18 protein-coding genes are annotated in these 25,819 nt (G+C 44.6%); 15 read left to right on the top strand and 3 right to left on the bottom strand.

The window, feature by feature from the left end; translation table 11 throughout:
- The first annotated feature begins 5 nt into the window (after nucleotides 1-5).
- Nucleotides 6-1,958: an oxidoreductase gene (locus LPY66_RS13285; protein WP_337984809.1), complete on the top strand. Its 1,953-nt coding sequence runs from the start codon at nucleotides 6-8 to the stop codon at nucleotides 1,956-1,958.
- Between the two features lie 556 nt (nucleotides 1,959-2,514).
- A complete protein-coding gene (locus LPY66_RS13280) occupies nucleotides 2,515-3,012 on the top strand; it encodes a hypothetical protein (protein WP_337984808.1) in 498 nt (165 codons plus the stop codon).
- A 202-nt stretch (nucleotides 3,013-3,214) separates the two neighbouring features.
- On the opposite strand, the gene LPY66_RS13275 is transcribed toward LPY66_RS13280, so the two are convergent.
- The 3 genes from LPY66_RS13275 to LPY66_RS13265 are packed head-to-tail and all read right to left on the bottom strand — an operon-like array spanning nucleotide 3,215 to nucleotide 6,492.
- On the bottom strand, nucleotides 3,215-3,658 hold the full coding sequence (locus LPY66_RS13275; protein WP_337984807.1) for an FKBP-type peptidyl-prolyl cis-trans isomerase: 444 nt from the start codon (nucleotides 3,656-3,658) through the stop codon (nucleotides 3,215-3,217).
- On the bottom strand, nucleotides 3,659-4,156 hold the full coding sequence (locus tag LPY66_RS13270) for an oxidoreductase (RefSeq protein WP_337984806.1): 498 nt from the start codon (nucleotides 4,154-4,156) through the stop codon (nucleotides 3,659-3,661).
- 2 nt (nucleotides 4,157-4,158) lie between these two features.
- Complete coding sequence (locus tag LPY66_RS13265) at nucleotides 4,159-6,492, bottom strand: molybdopterin-dependent oxidoreductase (protein WP_337984805.1); 2,334 nt, start codon at nucleotides 6,490-6,492, stop codon at nucleotides 4,159-4,161.
- Nucleotides 6,493-6,998: 506 nt separating this feature from the next.
- Between LPY66_RS13265 and LPY66_RS13260 the strand changes: the two genes are divergently transcribed.
- The 13 genes from LPY66_RS13260 to adhE all read left to right on the top strand — a co-directional run bounded on the left by LPY66_RS13260 (nucleotide 6,999) and on the right by adhE (nucleotide 25,809).
- On the top strand, nucleotides 6,999-8,621 hold the full coding sequence (locus LPY66_RS13260) for a hypothetical protein (protein ID WP_337984804.1): 1,623 nt from the start codon (nucleotides 6,999-7,001) through the stop codon (nucleotides 8,619-8,621).
- 16 nt (nucleotides 8,622-8,637) lie between these two features.
- A complete protein-coding gene (locus tag LPY66_RS13255) occupies nucleotides 8,638-10,446 on the top strand; it encodes a hypothetical protein (RefSeq protein ID WP_337984803.1) in 1,809 nt (602 codons plus the stop codon).
- Between the two features lie 366 nt (nucleotides 10,447-10,812).
- Nucleotides 10,813-10,956, top strand: coding sequence for a hypothetical protein (locus tag LPY66_RS13250; protein ID WP_337984802.1), 144 nt, complete (start codon nucleotides 10,813-10,815; stop codon nucleotides 10,954-10,956).
- Between the two features lie 268 nt (nucleotides 10,957-11,224).
- Complete coding sequence (locus tag LPY66_RS13245; RefSeq protein WP_337984801.1) at nucleotides 11,225-14,182, top strand: hybrid sensor histidine kinase/response regulator; 2,958 nt, start codon at nucleotides 11,225-11,227, stop codon at nucleotides 14,180-14,182.
- 184 nt (nucleotides 14,183-14,366) lie between these two features.
- The gene (locus tag LPY66_RS13240; protein WP_337984800.1) at nucleotides 14,367-14,927 is read left to right on the top strand and encodes a LysM peptidoglycan-binding domain-containing protein; all 561 of its coding nucleotides are present in this window, start codon (nucleotides 14,367-14,369) and stop codon (nucleotides 14,925-14,927) included.
- A gap of 389 nt (nucleotides 14,928-15,316) precedes the next feature.
- Nucleotides 15,317-17,698, top strand: coding sequence for a molybdopterin-dependent oxidoreductase (locus tag LPY66_RS13235; RefSeq protein WP_337984799.1), 2,382 nt, complete (start codon nucleotides 15,317-15,319; stop codon nucleotides 17,696-17,698).
- A gap of 1 nt (nucleotide 17,699) precedes the next feature.
- Nucleotides 17,700-18,050, top strand: coding sequence for an oxidoreductase (locus LPY66_RS13230; RefSeq protein ID WP_337984798.1), 351 nt, complete (start codon nucleotides 17,700-17,702; stop codon nucleotides 18,048-18,050).
- A gap of 649 nt (nucleotides 18,051-18,699) precedes the next feature.
- Nucleotides 18,700-19,104, top strand: a complete 405-nt coding sequence (locus LPY66_RS13225; RefSeq protein ID WP_337984797.1) for an FMN-binding protein — start codon at nucleotides 18,700-18,702, stop codon at nucleotides 19,102-19,104.
- Between the two features lie 94 nt (nucleotides 19,105-19,198).
- On the top strand, nucleotides 19,199-19,924 hold the full coding sequence (locus LPY66_RS13220; RefSeq protein WP_337984796.1) for a lysophospholipid acyltransferase family protein: 726 nt from the start codon (nucleotides 19,199-19,201) through the stop codon (nucleotides 19,922-19,924).
- A gap of 393 nt (nucleotides 19,925-20,317) precedes the next feature.
- The gene (locus tag LPY66_RS13215; protein ID WP_337984795.1) at nucleotides 20,318-21,241 is read left to right on the top strand and encodes a DUF2935 domain-containing protein; all 924 of its coding nucleotides are present in this window, start codon (nucleotides 20,318-20,320) and stop codon (nucleotides 21,239-21,241) included.
- Between the two features lie 121 nt (nucleotides 21,242-21,362).
- Nucleotides 21,363-22,040, top strand: coding sequence for a helix-turn-helix domain-containing protein (locus LPY66_RS13210; RefSeq protein ID WP_337984414.1), 678 nt, complete (start codon nucleotides 21,363-21,365; stop codon nucleotides 22,038-22,040).
- Nucleotides 21,995-22,939 carry an IS3 family transposase gene (locus LPY66_RS13205; RefSeq protein ID WP_337988090.1) on the top strand — a complete coding sequence of 315 codons (945 nt, stop codon included), beginning with the start codon at nucleotides 21,995-21,997 and terminating at the stop codon, nucleotides 22,937-22,939. The genes LPY66_RS13210 and LPY66_RS13205 overlap by 46 nt, the downstream gene beginning before the upstream one ends.
- A gap of 242 nt (nucleotides 22,940-23,181) precedes the next feature.
- The gene (gene adhE / locus LPY66_RS13200; RefSeq protein ID WP_337984794.1) at nucleotides 23,182-25,809 is read left to right on the top strand and encodes a bifunctional acetaldehyde-CoA/alcohol dehydrogenase; all 2,628 of its coding nucleotides are present in this window, start codon (nucleotides 23,182-23,184) and stop codon (nucleotides 25,807-25,809) included.
- Nucleotides 25,810-25,819: the final 10 nt, after the last annotated feature.

Genomic DNA, 25,819 nt, shown 5'->3' with positions numbered 1-25,819 from the left:
TTTTTATGGCTGCTTTTCATAACTATCCCCATGTTTTTACACCCATTCAAGTCGGCCCTCTGAAATTGAAAAACAGGATTCAATTTGCCCCGATGGTTACCGCCCATGCTCACCCGGAAACCGGAGATGTTACCGAAAGCTTGCTGGCGCTGGTCAGAGCCCAGGCCCGTTCCGGAGCAGCGTTGGTGACGATTGGATCGACACCCGTCGATTACGTCCGCGCCCGTGATTTCTATGGCGGGATCGCCAACCTGAAAGAATCGGATGTTCCGCAGCTCATGCAGGTTGCGGAAGCCGTGCACCAATATAACTGCAAAATATCCTGTGAGCTTTGTCACGCAGGACGTTATGCTTATCCCGGAGCTTTGAAAGCTAAAGCGTATGTTCCCTGGATGTCCCCGGATTTGGATCCGGAGCATTTTGAGGAAATCAGCCAAGAAGGCATTGAGGAAGTCATTGATGAATTTTGCGCTTCAGCCAAGCGGCTTCAGCAGGCCGGGTTTGATATGCTGATGATTCACGGCGCGCATGGGAATCTGGTCAGCGCCTTTTTTTCCCCGATTGCCAATCAGCGCACAGATGAATACGGCGGCTCCCTGGAAAACCGGATGCGCTTTTCCCTGACTTTATTAAAGCGTTTGCGCGAGACCATAGGCCCCGGTATGGGAATCGATTTCCGGATCAGTTGCAATGAATATATTGAGGGTTGCCCCACCGTGGACGATATTATTGCTTTCCTGCAGAAAGCCCAGGAATACATCGATATTGTGAATTTTTCTGCAGGAGCAGTATACAACCATGATTTGGGAAGATACATCAGCCCTTCTTACCTGGGAGCCCGTAACCAAAATGTCGAACGGGTGGCGGCCATTCGTCCGCACCTGAATATTCCGGTTTCCGTCGTTGGCGGCATAACGGGGATTGAAGCCATTGAGTCCATTATCCGCGAGGGCAAGGCCGATATGGTGGCGATGGCCCGTAACCTGCTGGCCGATATGGAGTTGGTGACGAAAGCGTATCGCGGTCATGCCGAGGACATCCGTCCGTGCTTACATTGCAATGCATGCGCCTTTTTTCCTTTTAGAGGCGCGCAAGTTCGCTGCGCAATTAATCCCTACTTAGGCCGGGAATTTACGATTCCCAAAGTAGAAAAAGCCGACAGCAAGAAAAAAGTCATGATTATTGGCGGCGGACCTGCCGGGATGACGGCAGCGCAAACAGCGGCTAAGCGCGGACATGATGTCGCCCTTTTTGAAGCGAGTGAAAAGCTTGGCGGAAGGCTCTATGAAGCCTCAGCCATGAAATTGAAGGATTATCACCGGAGCTATCTTGATTGGACTATCCGGCAAACCGAACGCAGCGGCATCCGCATCGCACTTGGGGTGAAAGTAACGCCGGAACTGGTCCTGCAAGAAGCACCGGATGTCCTGATCCTTGCCGTTGGAGCCGAGCATATCGTGCCCCCGATTCAAGGGGTGGAATTACCGCTTGTTATCACCGTCAGTGAGGCAGATATCCGCCAAAAAAATATTGGCAAGAGAGTTGTTATGATCGGCGGCGGTTTAAGCGGAACGGAATGTGCTATTGATTTAGCCATGGCAGGTCATGAAGTGATAGTTGTTGATAAATTGCTTGAGGAACAACTGCTTACTGATTTGTTCCCGAGCATGACAGCGCATTTGCGAAGCTTGATGAAGGAACATCATATTCAGGTTTGCTACGGCGCTGCTGTTAACGCAATCACCGGAGATTCCGTCAGGATAACATTGTGTGACGGAAGCAGCCGGGAATTAGCCTGCGATACGGTCATATTGTCGGTAGGTCTGCAACCGGATGAGAAATGGCTGGCAATGATATCCGATCTTATTCCGGAAACCTATCTGATCGGAGACTGCCGCCAGGTGCGCAATATTCTTGCGGCTAATGCGGATGGGCTTTTGACGGTTGTTGAAATATAGTTATGCACCTATGACAGCCAACACCGATTCACCGGCAAAAAATCACTCAGATCACCCAATCCTAAATGGGTGGCAGAGGAAAACAGCGTCCACAGCATTGAATTGACGACTAAGTTGATCCTGACGAAGGAAATAACTATTCGTACAGAACATCAGCGATAAGAGGGCATATGGAAAAAGGACCTTTAAATGGAAAGTCGGATCATACATTTTATGGAGCACTTTGGGTACTTACATCTGCATATCTGGAATATGTGTTGTTTCAAAAAGTCGACTAAGCTAGATTAGTCGATTTTAAAATTGCCGAATTTTAAACAGCGGTGTGTGTATCAAAAAACCTCAAAATGAAAAAAAACGTATTCAAATAAGAAAAATCTGTTTACCAGTAATAATAAAAAAATAAGAAAAATCCCATTAAATAAAGGATTTCTGAAATAACGAATCCCTGGCACGAAATATGCATTAATAAAAGTAAGTGCAAAAAATTTCACTAAAATGATATAACATACAATGTCGACAAGAGATTTTGTTTATGATCGGAGAGGGGTTAGTCATTATGCAAGAATATCAACGTATCGATGCTTTACAGCAGAAACCGCAACGTCATAGCGCAAATAAAACAAAGATTGACGATAGGGTGGAAACGATATCCGTACAGGACGCCTTAGGCAGAGTAAATTACCGTGAGATAATTGCTGAAAACACGCTTCCTAATAAATCAATCAGTGTCGTCGATGGCATTGCCGTTAAATTGATTTATTTTGATTATTTGGATACGACAGAATGGGGAGAAGGCTATGAATACATCTTTAGAAAATCAGGGTCGGAAATCCCTTATGGTTTTGATGCTGTCGTATCAGAGAATGAATATAGCTTGGATGCAGAAGGACGTTTGACCATATTCAAAATACCTAAACCGGGTAAAAACATCATCCCTGCCGGCTCAGTGATGAAAAAGAACGAGATTATTGTCCGGGCATTGGCTCCGTTGGGTCAACTGGAATTGGAACTCCTTAAAGTATGCGGCATCACTACGATTGAGGTTTTAATATGACGTTCCTTTCTCTCTTGTGTGGTGAAATTTCTATAAAATATGTTTTTATCCTGTAATTAACACATATTGCAGAATTGAATTACCCCCCAATTAGAGAAGACGCCAGTTTATGAAGCTGACGTCTTCGTTAGAGGCTATGTTGTGATATAGCCTCTTTTATTTTGTGTCTTCGCTAAATGATTCTTCTATAGCTGCCTTACGTCTAATCCAAAAGATCTACTAATTCAAACCAGTAGCGCAGGTCCTTCCCCGCCAGCAGATGATTAAAATCGATGGTGACGGTGTCCTTCGTTTCGGCGATGACTTTTACCGGCACTAACTGCTGGGAGACAGGATGTTTCCAGGGGATAACATTCCCAGCCTTTAAGCTTTTCCCCCCCTTGATCGATAAGCGAGGGTAGGATTTCACGCCCTCCGGATCGTGGGCACCGTAAGCCTTGTCGCACGGAATAATGTATTCTCCCTGGCTGCCAATCGCCATCTCATTCAGGATATCCTCCACCCCCGGCGGCACCTGACCGGCACCAATAATAATCTTTACCGGTTCGCCCTGGGAGCGGTCTTCAACAATGTCCCCATCCACCGGGCCGCCCCGGTAGCGGACAAGGGCGCATTTGCCCGAGCGTTCTCTGTACTTCATGGCCATTTACTTGTCATCCGCTGCCTTGATATCCACGAGTTCTACGCGGGTTTCGGCACGATGGACGGTGTTCTCAAAGTGTTCAACACCTTTGACCTCAATATGAGCGGCGCGGCGCGTTTTTGCATTTTTGGAAACGAATTTGCCTTTCGCTTCTAAAGGCTTATATTGCGGCACCCAAAGAACCTGCTTGGTTTTAGCTTCCATTTTCTCGGCCAGTTCCTTCACCGGTCCATAGGTCATGACATTAGCCAGACAATGGTGGACGCAGATCGGTTCGCGCCCCCCGGCGGTACGATCCGCGCAGAGGTCGCAAAGATCGGTGGGGAAGGGAATCCGGTTAAAATTGAACATATCCCCTTCGATATTCCAGGGGCCGTCATCATAAAGGCGAATGCCCCACTTACCTACCGGATAGTTATGCTCCTCCTTGCATGAAACCACGCAGGACTCGCAGCCGGTGCAATACTCGTAATCAATAAGGAGTCCGTATGTTTCGCTCATGACTATTGATCCTCCCTTTTGAATTTTTCCCATACCAAGTTCATATCCGTATCCAACACCTCATCAATCGGCTTGATGTTGCAGAGCAGGCACTTGAATGGCGCTCCGAAACCGAGTTTGCCGATGTGGAAATGGGGTACCAGGTTGTTGATATTGGAGCGGAAAGTACCGTACAGATTGGGTTCCGATCCTTCTTCTTCCGGGAACCACCAGCCGTGCTGAGCGTGAATGGTGTTTTCATCCACAACCTCAGATACTTTCGCTTTGAGCTTGGCAGAGCCAAACTGATTCCAGACCTCGCACCACTGGCCATTGGTAATGCCAAGAAGTTTCGCCGTCTTTGGATTGATTTCCACCAGTGGATCCGGGTTCAGTTCACGCGTATAGGGAACCTGACGGTTTTCCGAATGGAAGAAGGCGAAGACGCGAGCGCCGGTTGTCAGCACAAACGGGTATTTTTCCAAAAGTTCCGGTGTGTTCTGAGGGCTGTACTGGGGTTCTTCATAATACGGCAGCGGGTCTTCTCCGAACTGCTCGAAAATGGTGGAATAGAGTTCCACTTTTCCTGTAGGTGTATTGAAACCGGGGGTGTGATCCGTGCGCAGTTCACCGGTTTCGTACTTGTAGTATACAACCTCCCGCTGGACGGTGACATCTTTCTTGGCATCCTCAAAGCGCATTTTACGACTCAGACGGAGATGCTCGATAAAATCGTGATAATCCTTATAATCTTCAAACATATGGGGATTGAGTCGTCTGCCGACCTTGAGGCAGGCTTCGATATCCGAGAGACACTCGCCCGTGGTAAAAGCCTGGTTCATGTAATTGGTGGCAACCGGTGTGCCGCTGTAATGCGTGAAGGAAACGCCGTCTTCCTCAGCAGCGGCGGCGAGAGGCAGAAATACCTCGCAGGTAGCCTCCGCAGAGGGAGTCATGAAGCAGTCAATGGTAAAGCAGAAATCCAGTGTTTTGACCAAAGCATCATGCCAGCGTTTGGGTTCAGCGGATGTACAGGACATCAGGTTATTTCCCGCATAAAAACCAAACTTGATCGGATAAGGCTTGCCGGTTTCGCAGGTTTCCAGCATCATATCGACCTGGGCGTTCAAGATGGTATTGCAATAAATGGGGTATTTGTCCAGTCCGATCATCTTGCTCATAAGTTCTTCGCCAATACCCTCTTCCACACCAAAACCGCCTTCATTCAGGCCGAAGTTGATGTCGGCAAGGATCTGGCCGCCGGGAACATCAATATTACCGGTAATCGCCATCAGCGCCATAATGGTTTGTCCGGCCTGCATGCCATTGGCCTTCTGGTCGATCGCCAGTCCCCATTGCAGTCCCGCAGGCGTAGCGGAGGCATACATCCGCGCTGCTTCCACAATCTTGTCAGCGGCAACGCCTGTTATCGCTGCAGCTTTTTCTATCGGCATGGTTTTTACCCGCTCAGCCAGCTCTTCAAAGCCGTAACACCAATATTCGACGAAATCATGGTCGTAGAGATCTTCCGAAATAATGACATTCAGCATGGCCATTCCTAAAGCGGCATCCGTCCCGGCCCGGAGCCTTAGATGAATGTCGGCTCTGGCAGCCAGCCAGTTGACGCGGGGATCGATGACGATCAAACGCGTGCCACGCTTCATCAAATCAACCACAGCATGTCCGAAAAAGCCGTCGCCATTGGATTCCAAAGGCGCCTTGCCCCAGATCATAAGGACCTCCGGCACCTGATATGCCGGATCATCATAGCGTCCGACCAGACCGCCGGCATAATCGATTTCCGGATAGGTCACGCCGATAACGTGGGCTGTAGCACACAGACGCGGTGTATAGCAGGCGTAACCGGATTGGGTGTAGCAGTAATTGGGGCCGCCCAGCATCATTGAACCGTAGGGATAGAGAGTACCACCCTCGCGGCCTGTTCCGGCGAAGATGATAATGCTCTCACGACCGTACTTCGCGGTAATTTCGCGGTAATTTTTCTCAATAATGTCGATAGCCTCATCCCAGGTACAGCGTTCCCATTTGTCAGCCTGACCCCGATACTGGCGGTCCCGCTTCATAGGGTAGGTGATCCGGCTGGCATTGTAAACATAGTCTTTCAGGGCAATGCAACGGACGCAAAGGCGTCCTTGGGTAATCGGATTATTCTCATCACCCTCCACCCGAATGAGTTTGTTGTCCTTGGTGTAGAGTTTGAGTCCGCAACCCACGGGATGGCAGCCCGGCGGCGACCAGACAGCGGATCGGGTTACAGTCAGCCCATCCTCCTCATAGCGCCACGGTTTCCCCAGGTCGTTGACTGCACCGAGGGTATCCAATTTAACCGTACTCATGATTGTTTTTCCTCCTAACTTAATTTGTGAAATATATATCAACGGATTACCTCCATTAATACCAACTGCTATTTTTATTGCAATTTATGTGCCAAAAAGTTCAAAACATTGTTTCCGCTCAGCTTGGCTTAATGGTGAATTTATCCCAGGTTTTTGATTTGATGGATTTTACGATTATGAAAGAATATTCTTGAGATTGAAAAATTGTATTTTCAAAAACAAAAAAATGGAAATTGTTGTCCATATCAGGACAATCAATTTGATACAGAAGCTAAGACGAAAAAACCATTTGAAGTTAAGCTGACAATGGTTATAAATAAAAACATAGTTGTACGCAAATGATAGGAAAACGTTTTCCTAGGAAAAAATTGCTAAATGGAGTATAATAAAATGTAAAATATTGGACTCTAACTTTAATAAACATTGAATATGCGCTTTTATCCATTAATTTAAGACAATAAAGAAGATTTAAAAACTTTAGTTAGAAGAATGAGGAGGACGATGGATTGAAAAACTGCGGTTATGATTTATTGGTCCAAATCGATGAACGCTTGTTAAACAAGGCACTTGCGGGATTGTTTTATACAGGCGCTCTGAAGAAGTCGGGGAAATATGCCTTTGTCGAAGGGGTTCCGGACGAACTGCGTGGGTTTGTTCAGGCAGAATATCAGATCCGATTGCGTAATGAGCCGTATATCGATTTTCTGAAAGCCGGAACGGTTGGGATCCGAGGCTCGGTTGAAGTTGTCTTGAAAGTACTTGGCGGAGTCCGAGTGGAACTCGATGCCGATTTCGGAGCAAGTGCAGAAATCCGGGTGGATATGCAACAGGGCAAACTTATTTTGGACATGGTGCAAAGCACAATTTACGATATGCTGATCAATGATCGTTTTGCTTTTCATAAAAACACCCTGGCTAACCTGAACCAAATTGTCAAGATCCTTCTGGGCCACTATGTGACAGAGGATATCAAGGAGATTACCTTGCCAGTGTCCGTCCTGAACATGCCGCTTCCGGAAACCCCGGAGGGACCAGACAACCTGCTCCCGGTCAGACTTTTCGAGGTCACTATCCTGGACGGCAGGTATATTTTCGCCGGAATCAACGTTTTCGACGCTGTGTCCGGTAATCCGACTGAAATTACTGATATGGCTGACGGAGCAGATTTTGCAGCGGCCATGAAAGTGAATACATTGAAAAAGATCGCTGCTTTCTGGTGGGAGAGAACAAGCCGTGAAAAAGGAACCGACGTTGACGGGTCTTTCCCGGTCAATGGGCAGCGTTATTTGGCGAAGCTGAAAGATATAATTCTGCGAGCCGTCACGCTGGGAATTCTGCAGACGGAAAGCGATGTTGCCAATGCGGCGCTCCACTATAGCGGTCATATCAAATTAGTGGAACTGCCGGAGATCAACTTTGCGGATACGAATGAAGTCGTACTCACACAAGTGAAGATTAAATTAAAGATTCAGGCCGCGCTCAAGGCAGCAGTCCGAACGAAGACCTTGCTTGACACCAGCGGACTGATCCCGGATAAAGTAACCCCGTGGCAGGATGATAAACAACTCGGCGATAAGATCCAGGATAAAACGCTGATCGCGCTGGAAGATGAGATAAGTGTTCTCCTGAGAAAAGCGATCTGTCGAATTCATACCGATGAGAAAAACCGGTTGGTGGTCAAAGTGGATGAAGCGGATGTCCATTTGGACTTCGGCGATCGATGGGTTGAGAATTTTTCCGAAGGCATCATGAATAAATTGCTTGATGTTCTGGAGAAAACCATTATCGCCAAGCTGCCGCCGATTGTGATCTCGCCGTCACTCCTGCTGGTCGATAAGAAGATCATGGGGTATACGCTGGAGACCGGTATTGTCAGCGTGGTGCTGCATCCGGAGGAACTGATTGCCGCTGTGAACGTCAGCATCAAAGAGCTTTCCGAGAAAGAAATCGTGATGCCTTTATATATCGCCAATCGCCGATCGATGAAACTGCACCGTTTTGACTGCCATGTGGTGGAGGAAATTGATTTTGCGCATCGCGCAGGCTATCACGGCGTTTACGAGGCTGTTCTTGACGGCTATAAACCGTGCGGTGAGTGTTTAAAGGGTTATCCGGTCAAGCAGGATTGAAAGGGGGAGATAATCAATGAAAACGGCAGGCTATGACATTGCGCTGTTACTCAATGAACGATTTCTGAATCAGCTGTCTGGCGCTTTATTCTATAGTGGTTTTTTCACAATCAACGGCTGGGTCGATTTTTATCAGGGGTCATTAAGCCTGGAGCAGGCGGTTATGGATTATGAAAAGGAGCTTGCGGCGGAGCTCACGGGAAAAATTCCCGAGGAAGTTCTGTCATATCTAAAGATGGCATTCCGTTTTAAACTGACACGTGAGCCCGTGATTGATTTTGCTGTAGGTGCGGACGGTCAGGGGCAGTGCCTCCGGGTGGCCGCAGGGATGCGGGTATACTTCTTCTTATGGGATGGCTTGGAAATCAAGTTTGACATCGATATGGCTTTTCGTACAGGCCTGCAGATTGACAGCGAGTTGAACCTGGTCGCTGATCTTAAAAATGGGGTCATTGATGAACTCACCATCAAATACGGTAAGGCGATGGAAGCAGATATGACGCTGAAGTTGAGCGCGATTGTGGAAAAGGCGGTGCATCTGTACTTTGCGAACCATACGATCTGCAAAAGACTGGAGCTACCCAGCCTCAGTACGGTTGTTAAAGATGTGACGGATTATATCCAGCCGGATCATGACGAAAATGGCAATGACCTTGGAATTATCCCCGTTACCGTCGATGCCATTCAAGTCGTTTCACCGACCGTTCTGGCCTTGGGTATTAACCTGATGGGCTATAAGGGCGGTAATCCCACGCTGCTTCATGATTTTGCCCGAAATTGTTCTGTAGCAGTAGCGGTATCCGAAACCGCCATCTTTAAGGTTTTCTCTTACGTATGGCAGCACTCGCAGTGTGTGAAAAGCTTCGGCAGTGACGGCAGCATGTGCCTCGTAAAAGAAGCGGACAGCTTAACCATCGCCAAAGCGAAAACATTGAAGATAAAAAAGCTTGATGATTTCTTCTCCGATGTGAGTCAAATCGGCAGTTATGTTCAAAAACTGATCAGCAAAGGACTCACAGCCGGATTTGTCGAATCCAGCATAGAATACCGGGGAATGAATTTCCAATACGCCTTAGCGGTAAAACTGAAGAATGAGCCGAAGTTTGATTTGCTGGGCGGCAACAAGATTGCGATTTACAACATGGCCTTTGAGATTTTCTTGCGTTTAGCCTGCCGCTGTACCATTAAATATGAAACGAACTTGGATACCTCCGGCTGGATCCCGGACAGTTGGACACCCTGGGATGATGATGTCGTGTTATATCAGGAAACAAAAACCTATACCTTATTTGATTTGCGGATTTTCCTTAAAAATCTCGAATTACGCTATGGGGAAGGTTTGCTTGTCTGGAATGAGAAGAAACACGCGTTGGAGATGGAGATCACGAAGATCAACCTGTACTGGGACTTTGAGAAGCCGGAATCCCCGCTCTTCGGCCTGCCTGAACGATTGATCAACTGGATTATGGACCAGTTGGAAGATGATATCGTCAAGAAACTGCCTAAGATTACCGTGACACCGTCATTGCGTTTTAACCTGCCGATTATTCCCTTTGCGCTGCAGATGAAAGGAAGAAAGCTGGAGATTACAAACAGTGAGGCGGTTGTCGCTGTGGATTGCCAGTTCAACGAACTGCAAAAAGATATCTATCCGGTTGCGAAATATATCGTGAACACCAATAATCGCGAAATTCATAAGATTGGCTGTGACTCGGTGACGGATACGTATGAGGTTCATCAGAGAGGATTCCACCTGCTGGGGGATGCCTTAAACCTGGGATATGACGGCTGCAAGAATTGTCTGCCCGCGTTCCATAAGCGATAAGCAAAAGAGGTTGTATATTATTTCCAATATGGTATAATGATTTTGCAAGTTGGGTGCTAGAGTGATTGTTGATAGGCTGAGTGGGTGGGTATTGCTTTGGCGATACTGAGAAACATGAAAAAAATATGCTTGTCGTAGACTTGAATCTCCCAACTTGTATTGTCGATGTTGTCATGTTTGAACTTCAAGTTTGAACTAACCATTCAAGAAAGAGTGCCGAGTAAATAATGATAAGGTATCCATTGCGCAATTATCTTACAGTTTATGACAAACCTTTCGCTTTATCTGAAACCCTGTCTTGGTTTACAATCAGGTAGTAAATCAATGAGCTTATGTTCAAAAAATCGTTGACAGGAGGAGAGAAGCATGAAAGCACATGAAAAGGGAGTCATTGAAACGATTCTTGCCGATATCGGGTTGGAATCGTTATATGCCGTGGACAATGCTAATGAACAAAAAAATAAACCAGAAAGAGTGGTTATTACACCCACGACAGGAGCAAATACTTAATGTAAAATACCAACTGTGTTTCATTTAGCTCGGTTCGTTTAACGATAGAAGATAGCGGTATTGCTTAACTGCATTTTATTCTGTTAGTTTGGCATACCGTCTTTTTTTATAACCTAAGATACAACTGTGTGTAGTGTTGAGAATTTTCATAGTATTCGACATATTATTATTTTTTTACTGACATATTTTTGCATTATTCTTTCAATAATTGCGATATAATTTTCTTTGCAATTCATTTTTTATCAATTTATAGAGAAGGTAATAGGCAATGATCAGTACTGACTCTCTAAGTACGAATCCTGAATTACAAAGAATGCTCCTCAATTCCAACTTGCTCGATATGATTCCGGGAGGCTTTTCCATCGCAACGGATGCAACATGCAAAAATATTATCCATAATCCAGTAACTGCTGAATTTTTGCGAATTGAACCTTGGTCAGTGTATCCACATTCGACACCATCAGCGCCTCGCCTAGCCATATATCAAGACGGTAAATTGTTGTCGCCTGAAAAAATGCCTATCCAGCGTGCGGCTTGGTACGGCGAAGAAATTGTTGGTAGTGAATTGGAGTTTGTTTGGGAAGACGGTATATCTAAAATTGCCCGATGGAGCGCATGGCCATTATTGGATGCAGATAATCACATCTGTGGAGCTATTTCGACAATGGAGGAGATTAAGGACCTGGTCCACTTAACTAGGAAACGAGATAAACAAATGAATAATTTGGAATACGAGAATTGTATGATAAAACGTACCCAAGAGGCTTTGTGTGTAAGTGAGGAGAAATATCGCGCATTTTTTGACAACTGCAGCGATGCCGTTTTTATTACGCGTCCTGAGGGCAATATTGAAGCGGCTAACCATGCGGCATGTGTTATGTTCCAAAGAACAGCAGAAGAAATTATTGCATTGGGTGCAGGTGGACTGGTGGATTTATCTGATCCGCGACTACCTCTTTTTAAAGAAAAAAGAAAAAAATCGCTTCAGATAAAAGCAGAGCTAAATCATATAAGAAAAGATGGAACCATATTCCCCGGTGAAGTTTCATGCACATTGTTTACAGACAAATATGGGGTTTTAAAGACCTCAATGATTATTAGAGACTTAACCGACTGGAAACAAAAGGAAAGCCAACTGGCCTTTCAAGCCAAGATTCTATCAGATGTGCATGAAGCTGTCGTCGCAGTTAATGAAAACTATAACATTGCCTATTGGAACAGAATGTCTGATAAGCTGTTCAATTTAAGAGCCGACGAGGTTCTGGGAAAGAATTTCCAGGATGTGTTTAGGGAGATACACCCCGGTTTCTTTGGAGAAAAAGCTTTAACCAAATTAATTAATAGTAATCTTTATCACAGCGAAGTGGTTTGCACACGCGATAACGGGACTAAAAAACATATTGAAGAACACACGTCCTTGATCGAAGGAGAAGACGGTGAGTTTAAAGGAATTATTGCCACGTTTAGAGATATTAGCGAACTAAAAGAGACTTTTGAAGAACTGAAAAACTTGAAAGATAATCTAACCGCTGAAGTGGAAGTCCTTAATATAATGCATAAGCTCAACTCCAATTTTATTAGTATCGATAACCTGGAAATTCTATATAATCAAATAATGGAAGAGATTGTTTCCTTGACACATGCGGATAAGGGATGTATTCAACTTTTTAATGAGAAAGAAAGAACCTTAGAAATTATGCAGGGATATAATTTGGGAAGTGCTTTTCTGGAAAAATTCTCGTCTGTTGACCTTGAAAATACCGTAGGGGGTCAAATATATAAAGATAATAAGAGAATTATTATCGAGAATATCACCAACAGCCGATATGAAGGAAGCAGTGAACTAACGTTTTTGATTGGGGAAGGAATCAAGAGTATACAATCTACCCCGCTAATCAGCAGTTCCGGGAAGTTCGTTGGCGTTTTAAATACAGGTTACGCTATCCATAAACAATTTGAAGAACGCGAAATAAGAATGCTTGACCTCTTATCACGCCAGGCTGCCGATGCCATAGAAAGGACACGAACAGAAGAAGCCCTATATCACAGCGAACAACGGGCACTTGCCCTTGTTGAAGATTTAAAGAAGGCCGACAAAAATAAGAATCTATACATTAACAGTCTCTCCCATGAATTAAGAAATCCGTTGGCTTCAATGATGATGAGCTTATCTCTTCTTAAGATTGCCGCTCCGGACTCAGAACAGGCGATACACGCTAAGGAAGTTATAGAACGCCAGACGACGCAGCTTAAGCGACTCGTTGATGATTTGTTGGACATAACGCGCATCTCCCAAAACAAAATTCAACTAAAGAAAGAGATAATTGAACTGAACAGAGTCGTAGCGCGTACAGCGAAAGATTATAAACAGATGTTTGCTGAGAAAGGGGTTACCCTTACAATAGAAACGGGTTTAGAGCCAATACATATTCAAGCCGATGCTGCTCGATTAACACAGGCCATAGGAAATCTCATTCATAATTCCCTCAAATTTACTGATCCGGGGGAAAAGACAACGGTGAGCGTTTATAAAGACGAGGATAACAATAAAGGTGTTATCAACGTCAGCGATAACGGTCTGGGGATTAAACCGGAAATGCTCGATGATTTATTCCAACCGTTTGTGCAGGCAGATAAATCCTTGGAGCATAGTAACGGAGGTCTCGGTCTGGGGTTAGCTATTGTCAAAGGAATTATTGACTTACATGAAGGGAGTATTCAGGCATTGAGTGAAGGCTTAGGCAAAGGAGCACAGTTTACGATTGAACTTCCTTTAATTATTGATGAGAAGTCAAACGATATAATGAGAATCGAAAGTAAACAGGAGAGATACATTGGGCGACGAATAGTTGTAATCGATGATATTCTGGATGTCGCAGAAATATTATGTGCCTTATTACGTCATTTGGGCCACGAAGTCACTTCTGCATGCACTGGTTTTGACGGATTGTCCAAAATAAAAGAATTTCAACCCGATGTCGTGTTTTGTGATATTGGTTTACCTGGAATGAATGGGTATGAAGTAGCCAAGCATATTCGTGAAGATGAATACACGAAAGATGTATTCTTAATTGCACTCTCCGGATATGCTCAAGCCGAAGACCTGGAACGATCCAGAGAAGCAGGTTTCAATTGTCATATATCAAAACCGGTTGACTTAGATACACTTTATCGTGTTCTATCCGGTGGTATGGGCATGGAAACGAAACACCGTGTTGGCGCATAAATGTTATCTTACCAAGAAGTTGCGGTTTGTTCTTAATAAAAGGATAAATAAGTCTTTTCCATATTGAAATCAGCAGCCATACGGCTGCTTTTTAGCATATCAGAAATGCAGGAAATCATTTTCCCTTTCCATGCATGCTGCATATACTGAACCACAACATATTTATAAAAAGGAGTTGCATACGATGGATAATGATTTCTATTTTTCTGCTGCAGATGAAGATATTCCGGATGCAGCGGGTGCCTGCCAGGGTCAGTTATATACGGTTAAAGCAGGCGATACACTCTACTTAATTGCCAGACGCTATGGATTAATTGTTCAGCAGTTGGTCGATGCCAACCCGCAAATTGCCAATCCTAATCTAATCTATGTCGGTCAAGTTATCTGTATACCAACGCTGCCGCCGCCGGGTGAACAATTACGTGTTCTTTCACTACGTTTTCTGTCTGTCCAAGGCCAACCCCTGCCTGTTGTGGACGGGGCAGTTCAGCTCGTCCCGGAGGTTATTGTCAGAGCCACGTTCACCCGACCGGTCTCCCACGCCTTCTTCTTTATCGAGCCTACCGGCACCGAAACCTGTGAATTGGCTTGCCTAATTGGTGTTGATTGCCCCAGTGCAGTGACCGGGGTGGCAGAGGTTTATTGGCAGGTGCCGCCGGGTACGCTCGGCCGTGTTTATGTTGTCGCTTGTATCAACAGTGTGTGCACAAAATCGGATGATGTGCTTGTTGTCAGTAATTACTAAACAGATAACCGACGACGTGGGGCTGGACATATTATCGAGACAGTAGACAACGACGTGCTCAGACGTTACTTTGAAGTTACTTTGCATAACATCGATTCGAAGATATTCTGTAATGGAGCAGGTATCAGTAGGATCGATTTTTTTTTCTCTGAACCCCAAAAATGAAATAAATTTTCCATGCATGCAAAAAAAAATTGCGATATTAAAAAAAAACAAAAAGAAATGCGTGTTTTGGGTTGGTATAATTTTTGCATTATTAGTGTCGGACACAATTATATATCCAATTACCATGGATGCGTATGTCTGCATACGGATCTAAATATAGGTGAAAGAGGGGACAACAGAAACAATTTTGACCGAAATTAATGTGAAGGAGAGGAGAAACTACAGTGGAATTTAAAAATGATTTAGGAAAACCTTGGAAATACGAGGAAGGGGATTATACCGTCGTCCGGTCTTCCATCTGGTCTCCTCCGGGCTGTCACCCGGTTGGCTGCGGAGTTAAACTCTATGTTAATAAAGATGGTATTCTAGAAAAAATTGAAGGTGACGAAAATGATCCGATTACCAAAGGCAGACTTTGCGCACGATGTTTGGACCTGAAAGAAGTCGTCTATAACCCCAGCCGTGTGCTCTACCCAATGAAGCGCGATCCCCAAGATCGTGGGAAGGCTGATAAATGGGAGCGCTGTACTTGGGAAGAAGCCTATGAAATGATTAAACAAAAAAGAGAGTATGTGATTGAGAATTTCGGACCGGAATCGATGGCGGCTTATAGCGGTACCGGCCGTAACGGCGGCATTATGGTTCAGGAATTTGCGCATGATGTGCTGGGTACACCCAATGCCTGCTATACCCAGTCCGGCTATGCCTGCTACACACCGCGTGCTGCAGCCACGGCGGCAGTCACCGGATGCTATTATCCTGAAATTGACTATGCGGGCGGTGTGGAAGGGACCTACGATAACCCCGACTACAAAGTTCCCGAAGTCATTGTACTTTGGGGTAAAGAACCTTTGCCCTCTAACGGTGATGGTCTTTTCGGTCATGCTGTGATTGATCTCATGAAGCGCGGAACCAAGATTATTTCTATCGATCCGCGAGTTAACTGGCTGTCAACCCGTTCCGCCGTGCACGTTCGTTTACGTCCCGGAACAGATGCCGCCCTGGGAATGGCTTGGCTGAATGTGATCATCAATGAAGAGCTTTATGATAAAGAATTTGTAGATAACTGGTGCTACGGCTTTGATGAACTAAAAGAGCGCGTAACGGATATGACAGCGGAAAAAGCAGCTGAGATCTGCGGTGTTCCCGCGGAAACCATCAAAAAGTCAGCCCGTATGTATGCGAATGCTGCTCAGGCTGGAATTGCCTGGGGTCTGGCTATCGACCAAAACCAGAACGGCACCCAGGCTGCCCACTGTATCCTCAGTCTGATTGCAATTACCGGCAATCTCGATAAACCAGGCGGTCAGCTGGTGGGTGAATCCAAAGCAGCAGAAGTTGCCCCGGAAGGAACCAAAGGCATGAATAAAACCTACGCAGCGACAGGGCACCTTTTGGACGGCTGGATGGCGCTGGGCGATGAGTTGAGAAACAAAACCATCGGCATGCAGGAATATCCGCTGTATGTTAATTCCATTCGGAATGCGCACGCTGACCTGATGCTGGATTGTCTCCTTACCGACAAACCTTATCGGATTCAAATGGCCATGATTCAATCCACCAACATTATCGCTCCCACTAATTCCGCAGAAGGGGATAAGTGGCATAGAGGCTTGAAGCGGATTCCATTTATTTTTGCCACCGACGTCTTTATGACTCCGACGATTCAAGCCTGCGCTGATTTGTTTCTGCCGTTAAAATGCGCACCGGAGCACGATAGTATTAACTATACGCATTATTCCGGTTCCCAGATCCACTTCGGTATTACGAATAAAGCCATCGAAGTTGGCGACTGCAAGAGCGACGCCCAGATCGCTGTCGAACTTGGCAGATATCTGGAAAGGCCGCATTATCTTAACAAGTATGTTGACGAAAGAGCTTGGCTGAACAATCGCCGTATGCAACGGAACTTGATTGGGGGCGGCAAAGAAGACTTCGATACGGTTAAGGAGAAAGTACACGTCCAACAGGGACGCAAATACTATAAATATAAGACCGGTTATCTGCGTCCGGATCGTCAGCCTGGATTCCTGACAGCAACAGGACGTGTTGAGTTTTATTCCTTTATGTTTTCTGATGTCGGTGCTGATCCGCTTCCATTTTACCAGGAGCCAGCTTTTGGGCCAGTTACTACACCCGATTTGATGAAGGAGTATCCGTTCATTCTAACCACGGGTGCGCGAGTCATAGCATACTTCCATAGCGAACACCGCCAGGTTCCGCTGCTGCGTGAATTGAATCCAAATCCTTTGATCGAGATCAATCCTGCGGATGCGTTAGAATTGGGCGTGGCCGACGGACAGTGGGTAGAAATCAGCAACCAGTTCGGCAAAGCCAAATTAAAAGCCAAAGTGACACCTACCGTAAAAAAAGGCACGGTTATGGCTCAGCATGGCTGGTGGTTCCCCGAACAAGATGCCAATGAGCCTAACCTCAGTGGCGTATGGCAGTCCAATGTGAATACGCTGATCCCCAATCACTATAATGGTAACTTAGGCTTCGGCGCGCCTTATAAGTGCATTATCTGCAAAGTAACGCCGTTGACCGAAAGTTATGATGTTGATATGAAAAAATTCCAAGAAACATTCAAAAAGGTGGTGGACTAACATGGCTGCATACGGACTTTTAATTGACTACGAATTTTGCACCGGCTGCCAATCGTGTGAAGTTGCCTGCAAGGTGGAACATGATTTTCCTGTAGGTAAATGGGGGATTCGCGTCTTTGATGACGGTCCCTGGCAGAAAGATGACAGCAACGATGAAGGCAGTTCGTTTAACTGGAATAAAATCCCGGTTCCTACCGATTTATGCGACGGGTGCAAAGACAGGGTGGAGAAAGGGATAAAGCCCACCTGCATGCACCACTGCCTGGCTGATGTTATCCACTTTGGAACAATTGAAGAACTCAGTATCGAACTCGCAAAGAAGCCAAAACAAGTACTCTGGGTAATAAAATGATTTTTGTAATTCAATAACAAAAAGAACAGAGGTTCGCGGCAACTGCCACGAACCTCTGCTTGGAGGTAAACGATGACGTGCGGATATGGAAGTCTATGTATGGCCTGTGGACGATGCGGGAAACCCACATTGATCAGCAAGAAACGAATATGCTGTTCGTGCCGTAATGAGCCTCCTAATGATGCAACAATTTGCCCGGTATGCGGCAACAAACTCCCTCCTCCTTTTCCGCCCCCTCCGGGTATATCCCAGCGTGATCGTTCCTTAGATTAATCCGCGACGAGATGGTCAATTCATGAAAAACAGATTAATTACCGCACGGAATATGGTTAATGCCGATGCACATGGTTTAAAAACTATGCGCATCGGCGTTTATTTTGAATAGAACCCAAAGTACAACGCATTTTGTTTATAGATAAACTATCCCGGCAGGTCATGGCATGGAGGTTTTCATTAATGAATAATATCTTTATTTACTGAGAGGAATTATTGTAACTTTGGAGAACATAAATCAATAATTCACATGTTTTTACTATACTTTTTACATCTTATCCCCTTTATTCACAATAGAAAGGCGGTGCTGTGATAAAGCAAAAATATGTTTCTGGAAATATTGATTTTTAAACCATTGAAAAAGTGGAGATGTGTGATGAAAATAAAAAAAAGATACATTATACTCCTTATCGTTATCGTTCTCATCGTCACCGCATTTTTTAGCGTGAGAAATATGCTGATCAGTTCAGAACAAAATTTGAACTATCTGATGCAGGAAAAAATAGCCAATGTCGACTTAGACAACATACCCGACGGGGCTTACACGGGTACATACGCGGCATCTCCGATTGAAGCGGCAGTAAGGGTAACCGTTAAGGACCATGCCATTACAGCGATTGAAATAACCAAACATGAAAACGGGCGTGGCGAACCGGCTGAGGCCATAACCAATACAGTGATCGAAACTCAAAACTTGGATGTCGATGTTATCTCCGGCGCGACTTACAGTAGTAAAGTTATTCTTAAGGCAATCGAAAATGCATTGAACAATGCACAATGATGCATGAAAAGGGTAGCAATATATTTTTCTTATTCATTAATATATATCGTAAATATATGTCGTACTAAATTATTTTGACAATTGGAGTGAGAACATGCTGAGAACGATCCTGTGGTATTCTTGCGGCTGGTCTTTCCTGGTAATCACATACCCCATGCTATGGTTGGCAACGTATTACAAGCATATCGGTAAAAAGGATAAAAACCGCATCTTAGTCGATAGAATGACTGGCCGAATTTGCAGAGTTTTGTTCTACCTGACAGGATCCAAGATAAAAATCACCGGTTTGGAAAACGTTCCGGAGCACGGTGCCGTTCTGTTTGTCAGTAATCATCAAGGACATGCAGACAGCCTGGTAATCCATGGTTTTATCAATAAACCGAAGGGCTTCGTATCGGTTCTCGAGGCTTTAAAATTACCTATTATCAACCAATGGATGGAACAAATGGCCTGTGTTTTTATTAACCGAGAAGATGCCAGGCAGTCAACACTATGTTTTAACAAAGCGGTAGACTATCTGATTAATGGCCATTCGATGGTGGTATTTCCTGAGGGCAGACTGAGCGACGGGGAAGAGGCCAATGACTTTAAAAAAGGATGGCTTAAACTCGCGACCAAAAGTGGAGTACCCATTGTGCCAATCAGTATGAATGGTTCGTATAAGGTACTGGCCAAGAACGGTTCCAGAGTGAAAGCAGATACAATCACCTGTGTCATTTCAAAGCCGATATCCATTAATCATTTGAAGAAAGCCGATGAAGCAGAATTTATTCAGAAACTAAGGGATACTATTTTGGAGAATATTGCTAGTACTCTGTAACACCTAATCCCTTACATTATCGCCGATTAAATTTCCGTCTGACTGCGTTGTCTTGCCGCTCCTTCACCCTCCATGGTGACCGCGGCATTAGTCCATCCGTGGACGTCATTCGTAATACAGCCAGTATTACTCAATCCTTCGACGGCCATGGATGGCCTAGTGTCGCGGTGCCTCGGATGGCAAGGAGCGACCGCCTTGTCATACGAAAATTTTCCTCGCCGAGTAATGAAAGTTTTAGGTGTTACAAAGTACAGCAACGATTTACCTTAATAATCGTGAGGCACGACGAACAGTGCTATGGTTGCCTACCTTCTAAAAATAATATCAGAGATGGAACTTTTATCTGACATGTAACATATTGGTAAGCATAGAAAAAAGCTGAGGAGGATTTCTATGCATGCATCTATGAATTACGTCCGTATGTCGTTAGAGCTGCATCTCTTTTTTGCGAGAATAATGAAGGAGCATTCTTTTTTTCTGGAGACCGGATTTACCCAGAGGGATATAAATTTCATCCAGCAAGCGGATAACTTCCGAACCCAATTTGATACACTTTTAGGCGAAGTCATATCCATTTCCGATGGGGCAATCAGCCAGGAAGTACTTCAGTCTGGAGAAATCATCTCACCGTATACATTAAGAGCGGAAATGGCGTCATCCTTTTATACAGGTGTTCAAATTCCAACCAATTTAACGCAAGCAGAGGCTGGGTTGACCGGAGGGGTAGTCATGCGGCCGAATGATATGCTTGTACAAGCTGTGTCATCAATAAACCAACGGGCTATGAGTCTAATTGCAGCCTTAGCGCAGTTTAAGTCAACGATCTTATCTCAAGTCTTAGCATGCAAAATGTTTACGAACTCTTATCCATTATTGATCGATCACATCATGCGCGAGGCTAAATTCTATTGGCGAATGGTTCAAAAGATTGAAGCGAGAGAAAGAATGAATCTCGAGGCGGAGATCCTTGAACAAGAGCTTTTCTGGAACAGGATTATGGCGGAGCATTCCAAATTTATTCGGGGGTTATTGGACCCGACTGAGGATGAGTTAATAACGACAGCCAATAATTTTGGCCATGAGTTTGACCAATTGACAGCGGAGGCAAAGGCAGCAATAGACAAATCCATTCCTATTTTAAAAGTTACGGAGGATAGTCTAAGAGCGACAAGAGCCCTCAGAGATTTTAAAGCACAAGGAACCAATGGGATTGCAGAGTGTAAGATCAGATCGATTATTATACCGCTACTTGGAGACCATACACTGCGTGAGGCTAACCATTATTTAAGACTCTTGAAGTCGTATCGACAAGTTTAACAGCGGCAAACAGGGAATAAAGGGGCTGTTGTACAACGAACGTAATCGTTCAGTGATATGCTCCCTTCTAGGTAGACAAGTGAAATAATAAAAACTTGTTGCTTAGAGGGGAGTATATTTTATGTCAAAGAGAAAGATATCTGGCAACGAGAAGTTAACTGCTGTATTACGGTATCTAGATGGAAAAACTAGCCAAAATCAGATTGCCCGTGATCTTAATGTAAGTTTAGCATCTGTTCAACAATGGATTTTTAATTATGAGTCCATGGGAGCCGATGTTTTCTTAATGAAAGGAACTAAAAAATACACAAAAGTACTTAAGATACAAGCTGTTGAAGATTATTTAGCTGGTTTGGGCTCTCAAACTGATATTTGTAAAAAGTATGGAATTCGATCAAAAGGTAAGTTACAACGCTGGATAAAACAGTATAATGGTCATGAAGAACTAAGGTCTTCTGGAACAGGAGGAAGTACCATCATGACCAAAGGAAGAAAAACCACTTTCGATGAACGCGTTGAAATCGTGCGGTATTGCATTGCACATGATCATAATTACGCAGAAACATCTGAAAAACATCAAGTATCCTATCAGCAGGTGCGTAACTATACTGTTAAATATGAAGTCTATGGGGTTGAAGCATTAAGAGACAATCGGGGGAAGCGAAAGTCTCAGGATAAGATGAGTGAATTAGAAAAGCTGAGAGCTGAAAATAAGATTTTAAGAGCAGAAAAAGAACAGGCCGAAATGGAGGCATCTTTCTTAAAAAAACTCGAGGGGATAGAGAGGAGGCGGGACTAAGCCTGGTTCGCCATGAATTTATATATCAGGCTATAAAAGAAGAAAACCAAGAACATAATTATCCGATCAGCACCCTATGTAAGTTTGGAAAGGTATCACGAGCAGCATATTATAAGTGGCTGCATAGAGAAATACCTGAAAGCGAAGCAGAAAATCTTCGTATCGCTGATGAGATTGAAAGAATTCATGAGGAAAGCCCAGATAAAGGGTATAGAAGAATCAAGGATGATCTTGAGCGGTATCATAATATAAAAGCGAATGACAAGCGAGTTTTACGCATTTGTCGTAAGTTAGATATAAAATCCACCATTAAGTATTCAAACAATGGGTGTACACGACAGGCAGCCAATCCACAGTATATAGCAGAAAACATACTAAATAGAGAATTCACCTCTGGAGCTCCAAATGAAAAATGGCTTACAGATGTAACAGAATTCAAGTATTACGTTGGAATAATAAAGCACAAACTATATCTTAGTGCAATATTAGATTTATACGATAGACGAATAGTTTCATATATTATACGTGATTCTAATAATAACGCGCTGGTATTCGATACATTTGATGCTGCCATTGAAGCTAATCCGGACGCACATCCAATCTTTCATAGTGACAGGGGATTCCAATATACGAACAGAGCATTTCATGCGAAGCTTGAAGCAGCTGGAATGACCCAAAGTATGTCAAGAATAGCCAAATGTATTGATAATGGCCCAATGGAAGGCTTTTGGGGGATTATTAAACGAGAACGCTATTACGGAAAAAGATTTACCAGCAGAGACTCTGTAGTAGAAATGATTGAGGAATATATCGATTACTATAACAACAAACGATTACAGAGGAATCTTGGTGTATTAACACCTTTGGAGAAACACGAAAGTTATTTACAAGCAGCATAAAACTGCCAGCAGGTTATACCTACTGGCAGCAGAGTTTTATTTTTTTAATTGTCTACTTGACGGGGAGCGGTTCACAGCGGGCAACGGCCCTGCTTTTTTATTGCGACAGCATCTTTTTCTTTTTGCAGTGCAAAGAAAACTTTTAGATTGTTTCAGTAGAATATAGGCATAATAAGCAGTGAACTAAAATTACCTTTCTTCAGAAGGGGAAACGAATTTGAATATATTTTCGGAGGTGTAATATGAGCAATAGCAATAAAGTACCTGCGGTCAAAAACAATAATTGCACGATACACGATAACATCACCATAGGCACCAATGGCAGCATAGATAAACTGATCGATAATGCGCAGAATGCCTTGCTAACCTATATGGAAATGTCACAGGAACACGTAGATTCGATTGTTAAGGAAATGGCTTTAGCCGGATTAAAGAACCAATTGGTTTTGGCTAAACTCGCTGTTGAAGAAACGGGACGGGGAGTTGTTGAAGATAAGGTTATTAAGAACATCTTTGCGACAGAGTATATTTACCATAGTATTAAATATGAAAAAACAGTAGGAATCGTTGAAGATAATGAGAATGAAGGCTATGTAGAAATCGCGGAGCCGGTAGGCGTCATTGCCGGCGTCACGCCGGTAACCAATCCTACCTCGACAACCCTGTTTAAAGCAATTATTGCTGTTAAAACTCGCAATCCGATTATTTTTGCTTTTCATCCATCCTCACAAAAATGCAGTGTAGAAGCGGCAAAGATCGTGCGAGACGCAGCCGTGAAGGCAGGTGCCCCTGCGGGATGCATCCAATGGATCACGGAGCCATCACTTGAGGCGACCCGGGAATTAATGAATCATCGGGGAATTGCTCTGATTCTGGCAACCGGCGGATCAGGATTGGTCCGAGCTGCTTACTCGGCTGGCAAACCAGCATTAGGCGTGGGACCAGGGAATGTCCCATGTTATATCGAAAAAAGTGCAAATATCTATCGGGCAGTTACGGATATTATTATTTCAAAAACGTTCGATAATGGTATGATTTGTGCCTCCGAGCAAGCAGTCATCGTCGATAACGTAATTTGCCCTGAATTCATCGGGTATATGAAGAAACTAAAATGTTATTTCCTATCGCCAGAAGAAATAGCACAGTTGGAAAAAGTAGCAGTCAATGCGGATAAAGGGGGTATCAATGCCGAGATTGTCGGTAAAAGCGCTTACGCTATTGCTAAAATGGCCGGACTCAATGTTCCTGACGATACCAAAATTCTGATTGCTGAATTACACGGTGTTGGCGATTCTTATCCGCTTTCCAGGGAAAAACTGAGTCCGGTGCTGGCTTTCTACCGTGTTAACGATTATAAACAAGGCATTGCCATGGCTGATCAGATGGTACGTTACGGCGGACTGGGGCACTCGGCAGTGATTCACTCCGATGATTCCAAAATCATCGAGGAATTTGCCAAAGCCATTAAAACCGGACGCTTGATCGTCAATGCCCCATCGACGCATGGGGCTATCGGTGATCTTTATAATACCAATATTCCCTCGTTAACCCTGGGCTGCGGTTCCTTCGGCAAGAATTCAACAACAGCTAATGTCACAGCCGTCAATCTGCTGAATAAAAAACGTTTGGCGAAACGAAAAGTTAACATGCAATGGTTTAAGATCCCTGATCGAATCTATTTTGAATACGGTTCGGTTCAGTATCTGGCTAAAATGCCCGATATCAGCCGCGCGGTTATCGTGACGGATAAAGTCATGCAGCAGGCCGGCTATGTTGATACCGTTCTTTTTTATCTTCGGAAGAGAGAAAAATATGTTCACAGCGAGGTTTTCCTGGATGTGGAACCGGATCCTTCCATTGATACGGTCAAACGGGGTGTCGCGCTTATCGAAGCCTTTCAGCCCGACGTCATCATCGCTCTCGGCGGCGGTTCACCAATCGACGCGGCGAAGGCCATGTGGATGTTCTATGAATTTCCGGAAGTCGATTTTGAGGCCTTAACATTTAAGTTTATGGATATCCGCAAGCGTATTTATAAAATACCGCGGATCGGAGCCAAGGCACGATTTGTCGCTATACCGACAACATCGGGGACAGGATCTGAAGTGACGTCCTTTACCGTGATTACGGATAAAAAAACAGGCATAAAATACCCGATAGCGGATTACGAGCTGACACCGGATGTGGCCATCGTCGATCCGCAATTTACCTTAAGCATCCCCGCCAGTGTGACTGCGGATACCGGTATCGACGTTTTGACACATGCGTTGGAGGCGTATGTCTCGGTGCTGGCATCTGACTACACCGATGCCTTGGCGATAAAAGCGATTCAATTGGTATTTAAGTACCTGCCGCGTGCCTATCGCAACGGCAATGATCGCGAAGCCCGAGAGAAAATGCATAATGCCTCTTGCATCGCCGGTATGGCCTTTACGAATGCTTTCTTGGGCATTAACCATAGTTTGGCGCATAAGCTAGGGGGGGAATTTCATATTCCGCATGGTCGGGCCAATGGAATCATGCTGCCTCATGTTATCCAATACAACAGCGAAATCCCCAACAAAATAACGACATTCCCCAAATATGATCATTATGTCGCGACGGAAAAGTATGCGGACATAGCCACGTATCTTGGCATGAAGCACACATCAGCTGAACAGGGCGTGAAGTTGCTTATCGACGCTGTAAGGACACTGATCAAAGAAGTCGGCCTGCCTCAGTCTATTTCCCAAACCGGTGTTTCTAAAGACGTATTCGAATCAAAAGTCAGCCAACTGGCAGAGGAAGCCTTCCAAGACCAAACAACGACGGCGAATCCACGCATGCCACTAATTCATGAGTTAGAGGAATTATATAGGAATGCGTATTAGACGCATTCCC

The sequence above is a fragment of the Dehalobacter sp. DCM genome, from assembly GCF_024972775.1.
GTDB lineage: Bacteria > Bacillota > Desulfitobacteriia > Desulfitobacteriales > Syntrophobotulaceae > Dehalobacter.
This window is presented reverse-complemented; position numbering and strand designations above follow the sequence as displayed.

Coding starts and splice junctions, on each gene's coding strand:
- LPY66_RS13240 (WP_337984800.1), top strand. CDS start 14,367: ATGGATAATGATTTCTATTTTTCTGCTGCAGATGAAGATATTCCGGAT.
- LPY66_RS13220 (WP_337984796.1), top strand. CDS start 19,199: ATGCTGAGAACGATCCTGTGGTATTCTTGCGGCTGGTCTTTCCTGGTA.
- LPY66_RS13285 (WP_337984809.1), top strand. CDS start 6: ATGGCTGCTTTTCATAACTATCCCCATGTTTTTACACCCATTCAAGTC.
- LPY66_RS13215 (WP_337984795.1), top strand. CDS start 20,318: ATGCATGCATCTATGAATTACGTCCGTATGTCGTTAGAGCTGCATCTC.
- LPY66_RS13245 (WP_337984801.1), top strand. CDS start 11,225: ATGATCAGTACTGACTCTCTAAGTACGAATCCTGAATTACAAAGAATG.
- LPY66_RS13280 (WP_337984808.1), top strand. CDS start 2,515: ATGCAAGAATATCAACGTATCGATGCTTTACAGCAGAAACCGCAACGT.
- LPY66_RS13225 (WP_337984797.1), top strand. CDS start 18,700: ATGAAAATAAAAAAAAGATACATTATACTCCTTATCGTTATCGTTCTC.
- LPY66_RS13255 (WP_337984803.1), top strand. CDS start 8,638: ATGAAAACGGCAGGCTATGACATTGCGCTGTTACTCAATGAACGATTT.
- LPY66_RS13265 (WP_337984805.1), bottom strand. CDS start 6,492: ATGAGTACGGTTAAATTGGATACCCTCGGTGCAGTCAACGACCTGGGG.
- LPY66_RS13210 (WP_337984414.1), top strand. CDS start 21,363: ATGTCAAAGAGAAAGATATCTGGCAACGAGAAGTTAACTGCTGTATTA.
- LPY66_RS13250 (WP_337984802.1), top strand. CDS start 10,813: ATGAAAGCACATGAAAAGGGAGTCATTGAAACGATTCTTGCCGATATC.
- adhE (WP_337984794.1), top strand. CDS start 23,182: ATGAGCAATAGCAATAAAGTACCTGCGGTCAAAAACAATAATTGCACG.
- LPY66_RS13275 (WP_337984807.1), bottom strand. CDS start 3,658: ATGGCCATGAAGTACAGAGAACGCTCGGGCAAATGCGCCCTTGTCCGC.
- LPY66_RS13270 (WP_337984806.1), bottom strand. CDS start 4,156: ATGAGCGAAACATACGGACTCCTTATTGATTACGAGTATTGCACCGGC.
- LPY66_RS13230 (WP_337984798.1), top strand. CDS start 17,700: ATGGCTGCATACGGACTTTTAATTGACTACGAATTTTGCACCGGCTGC.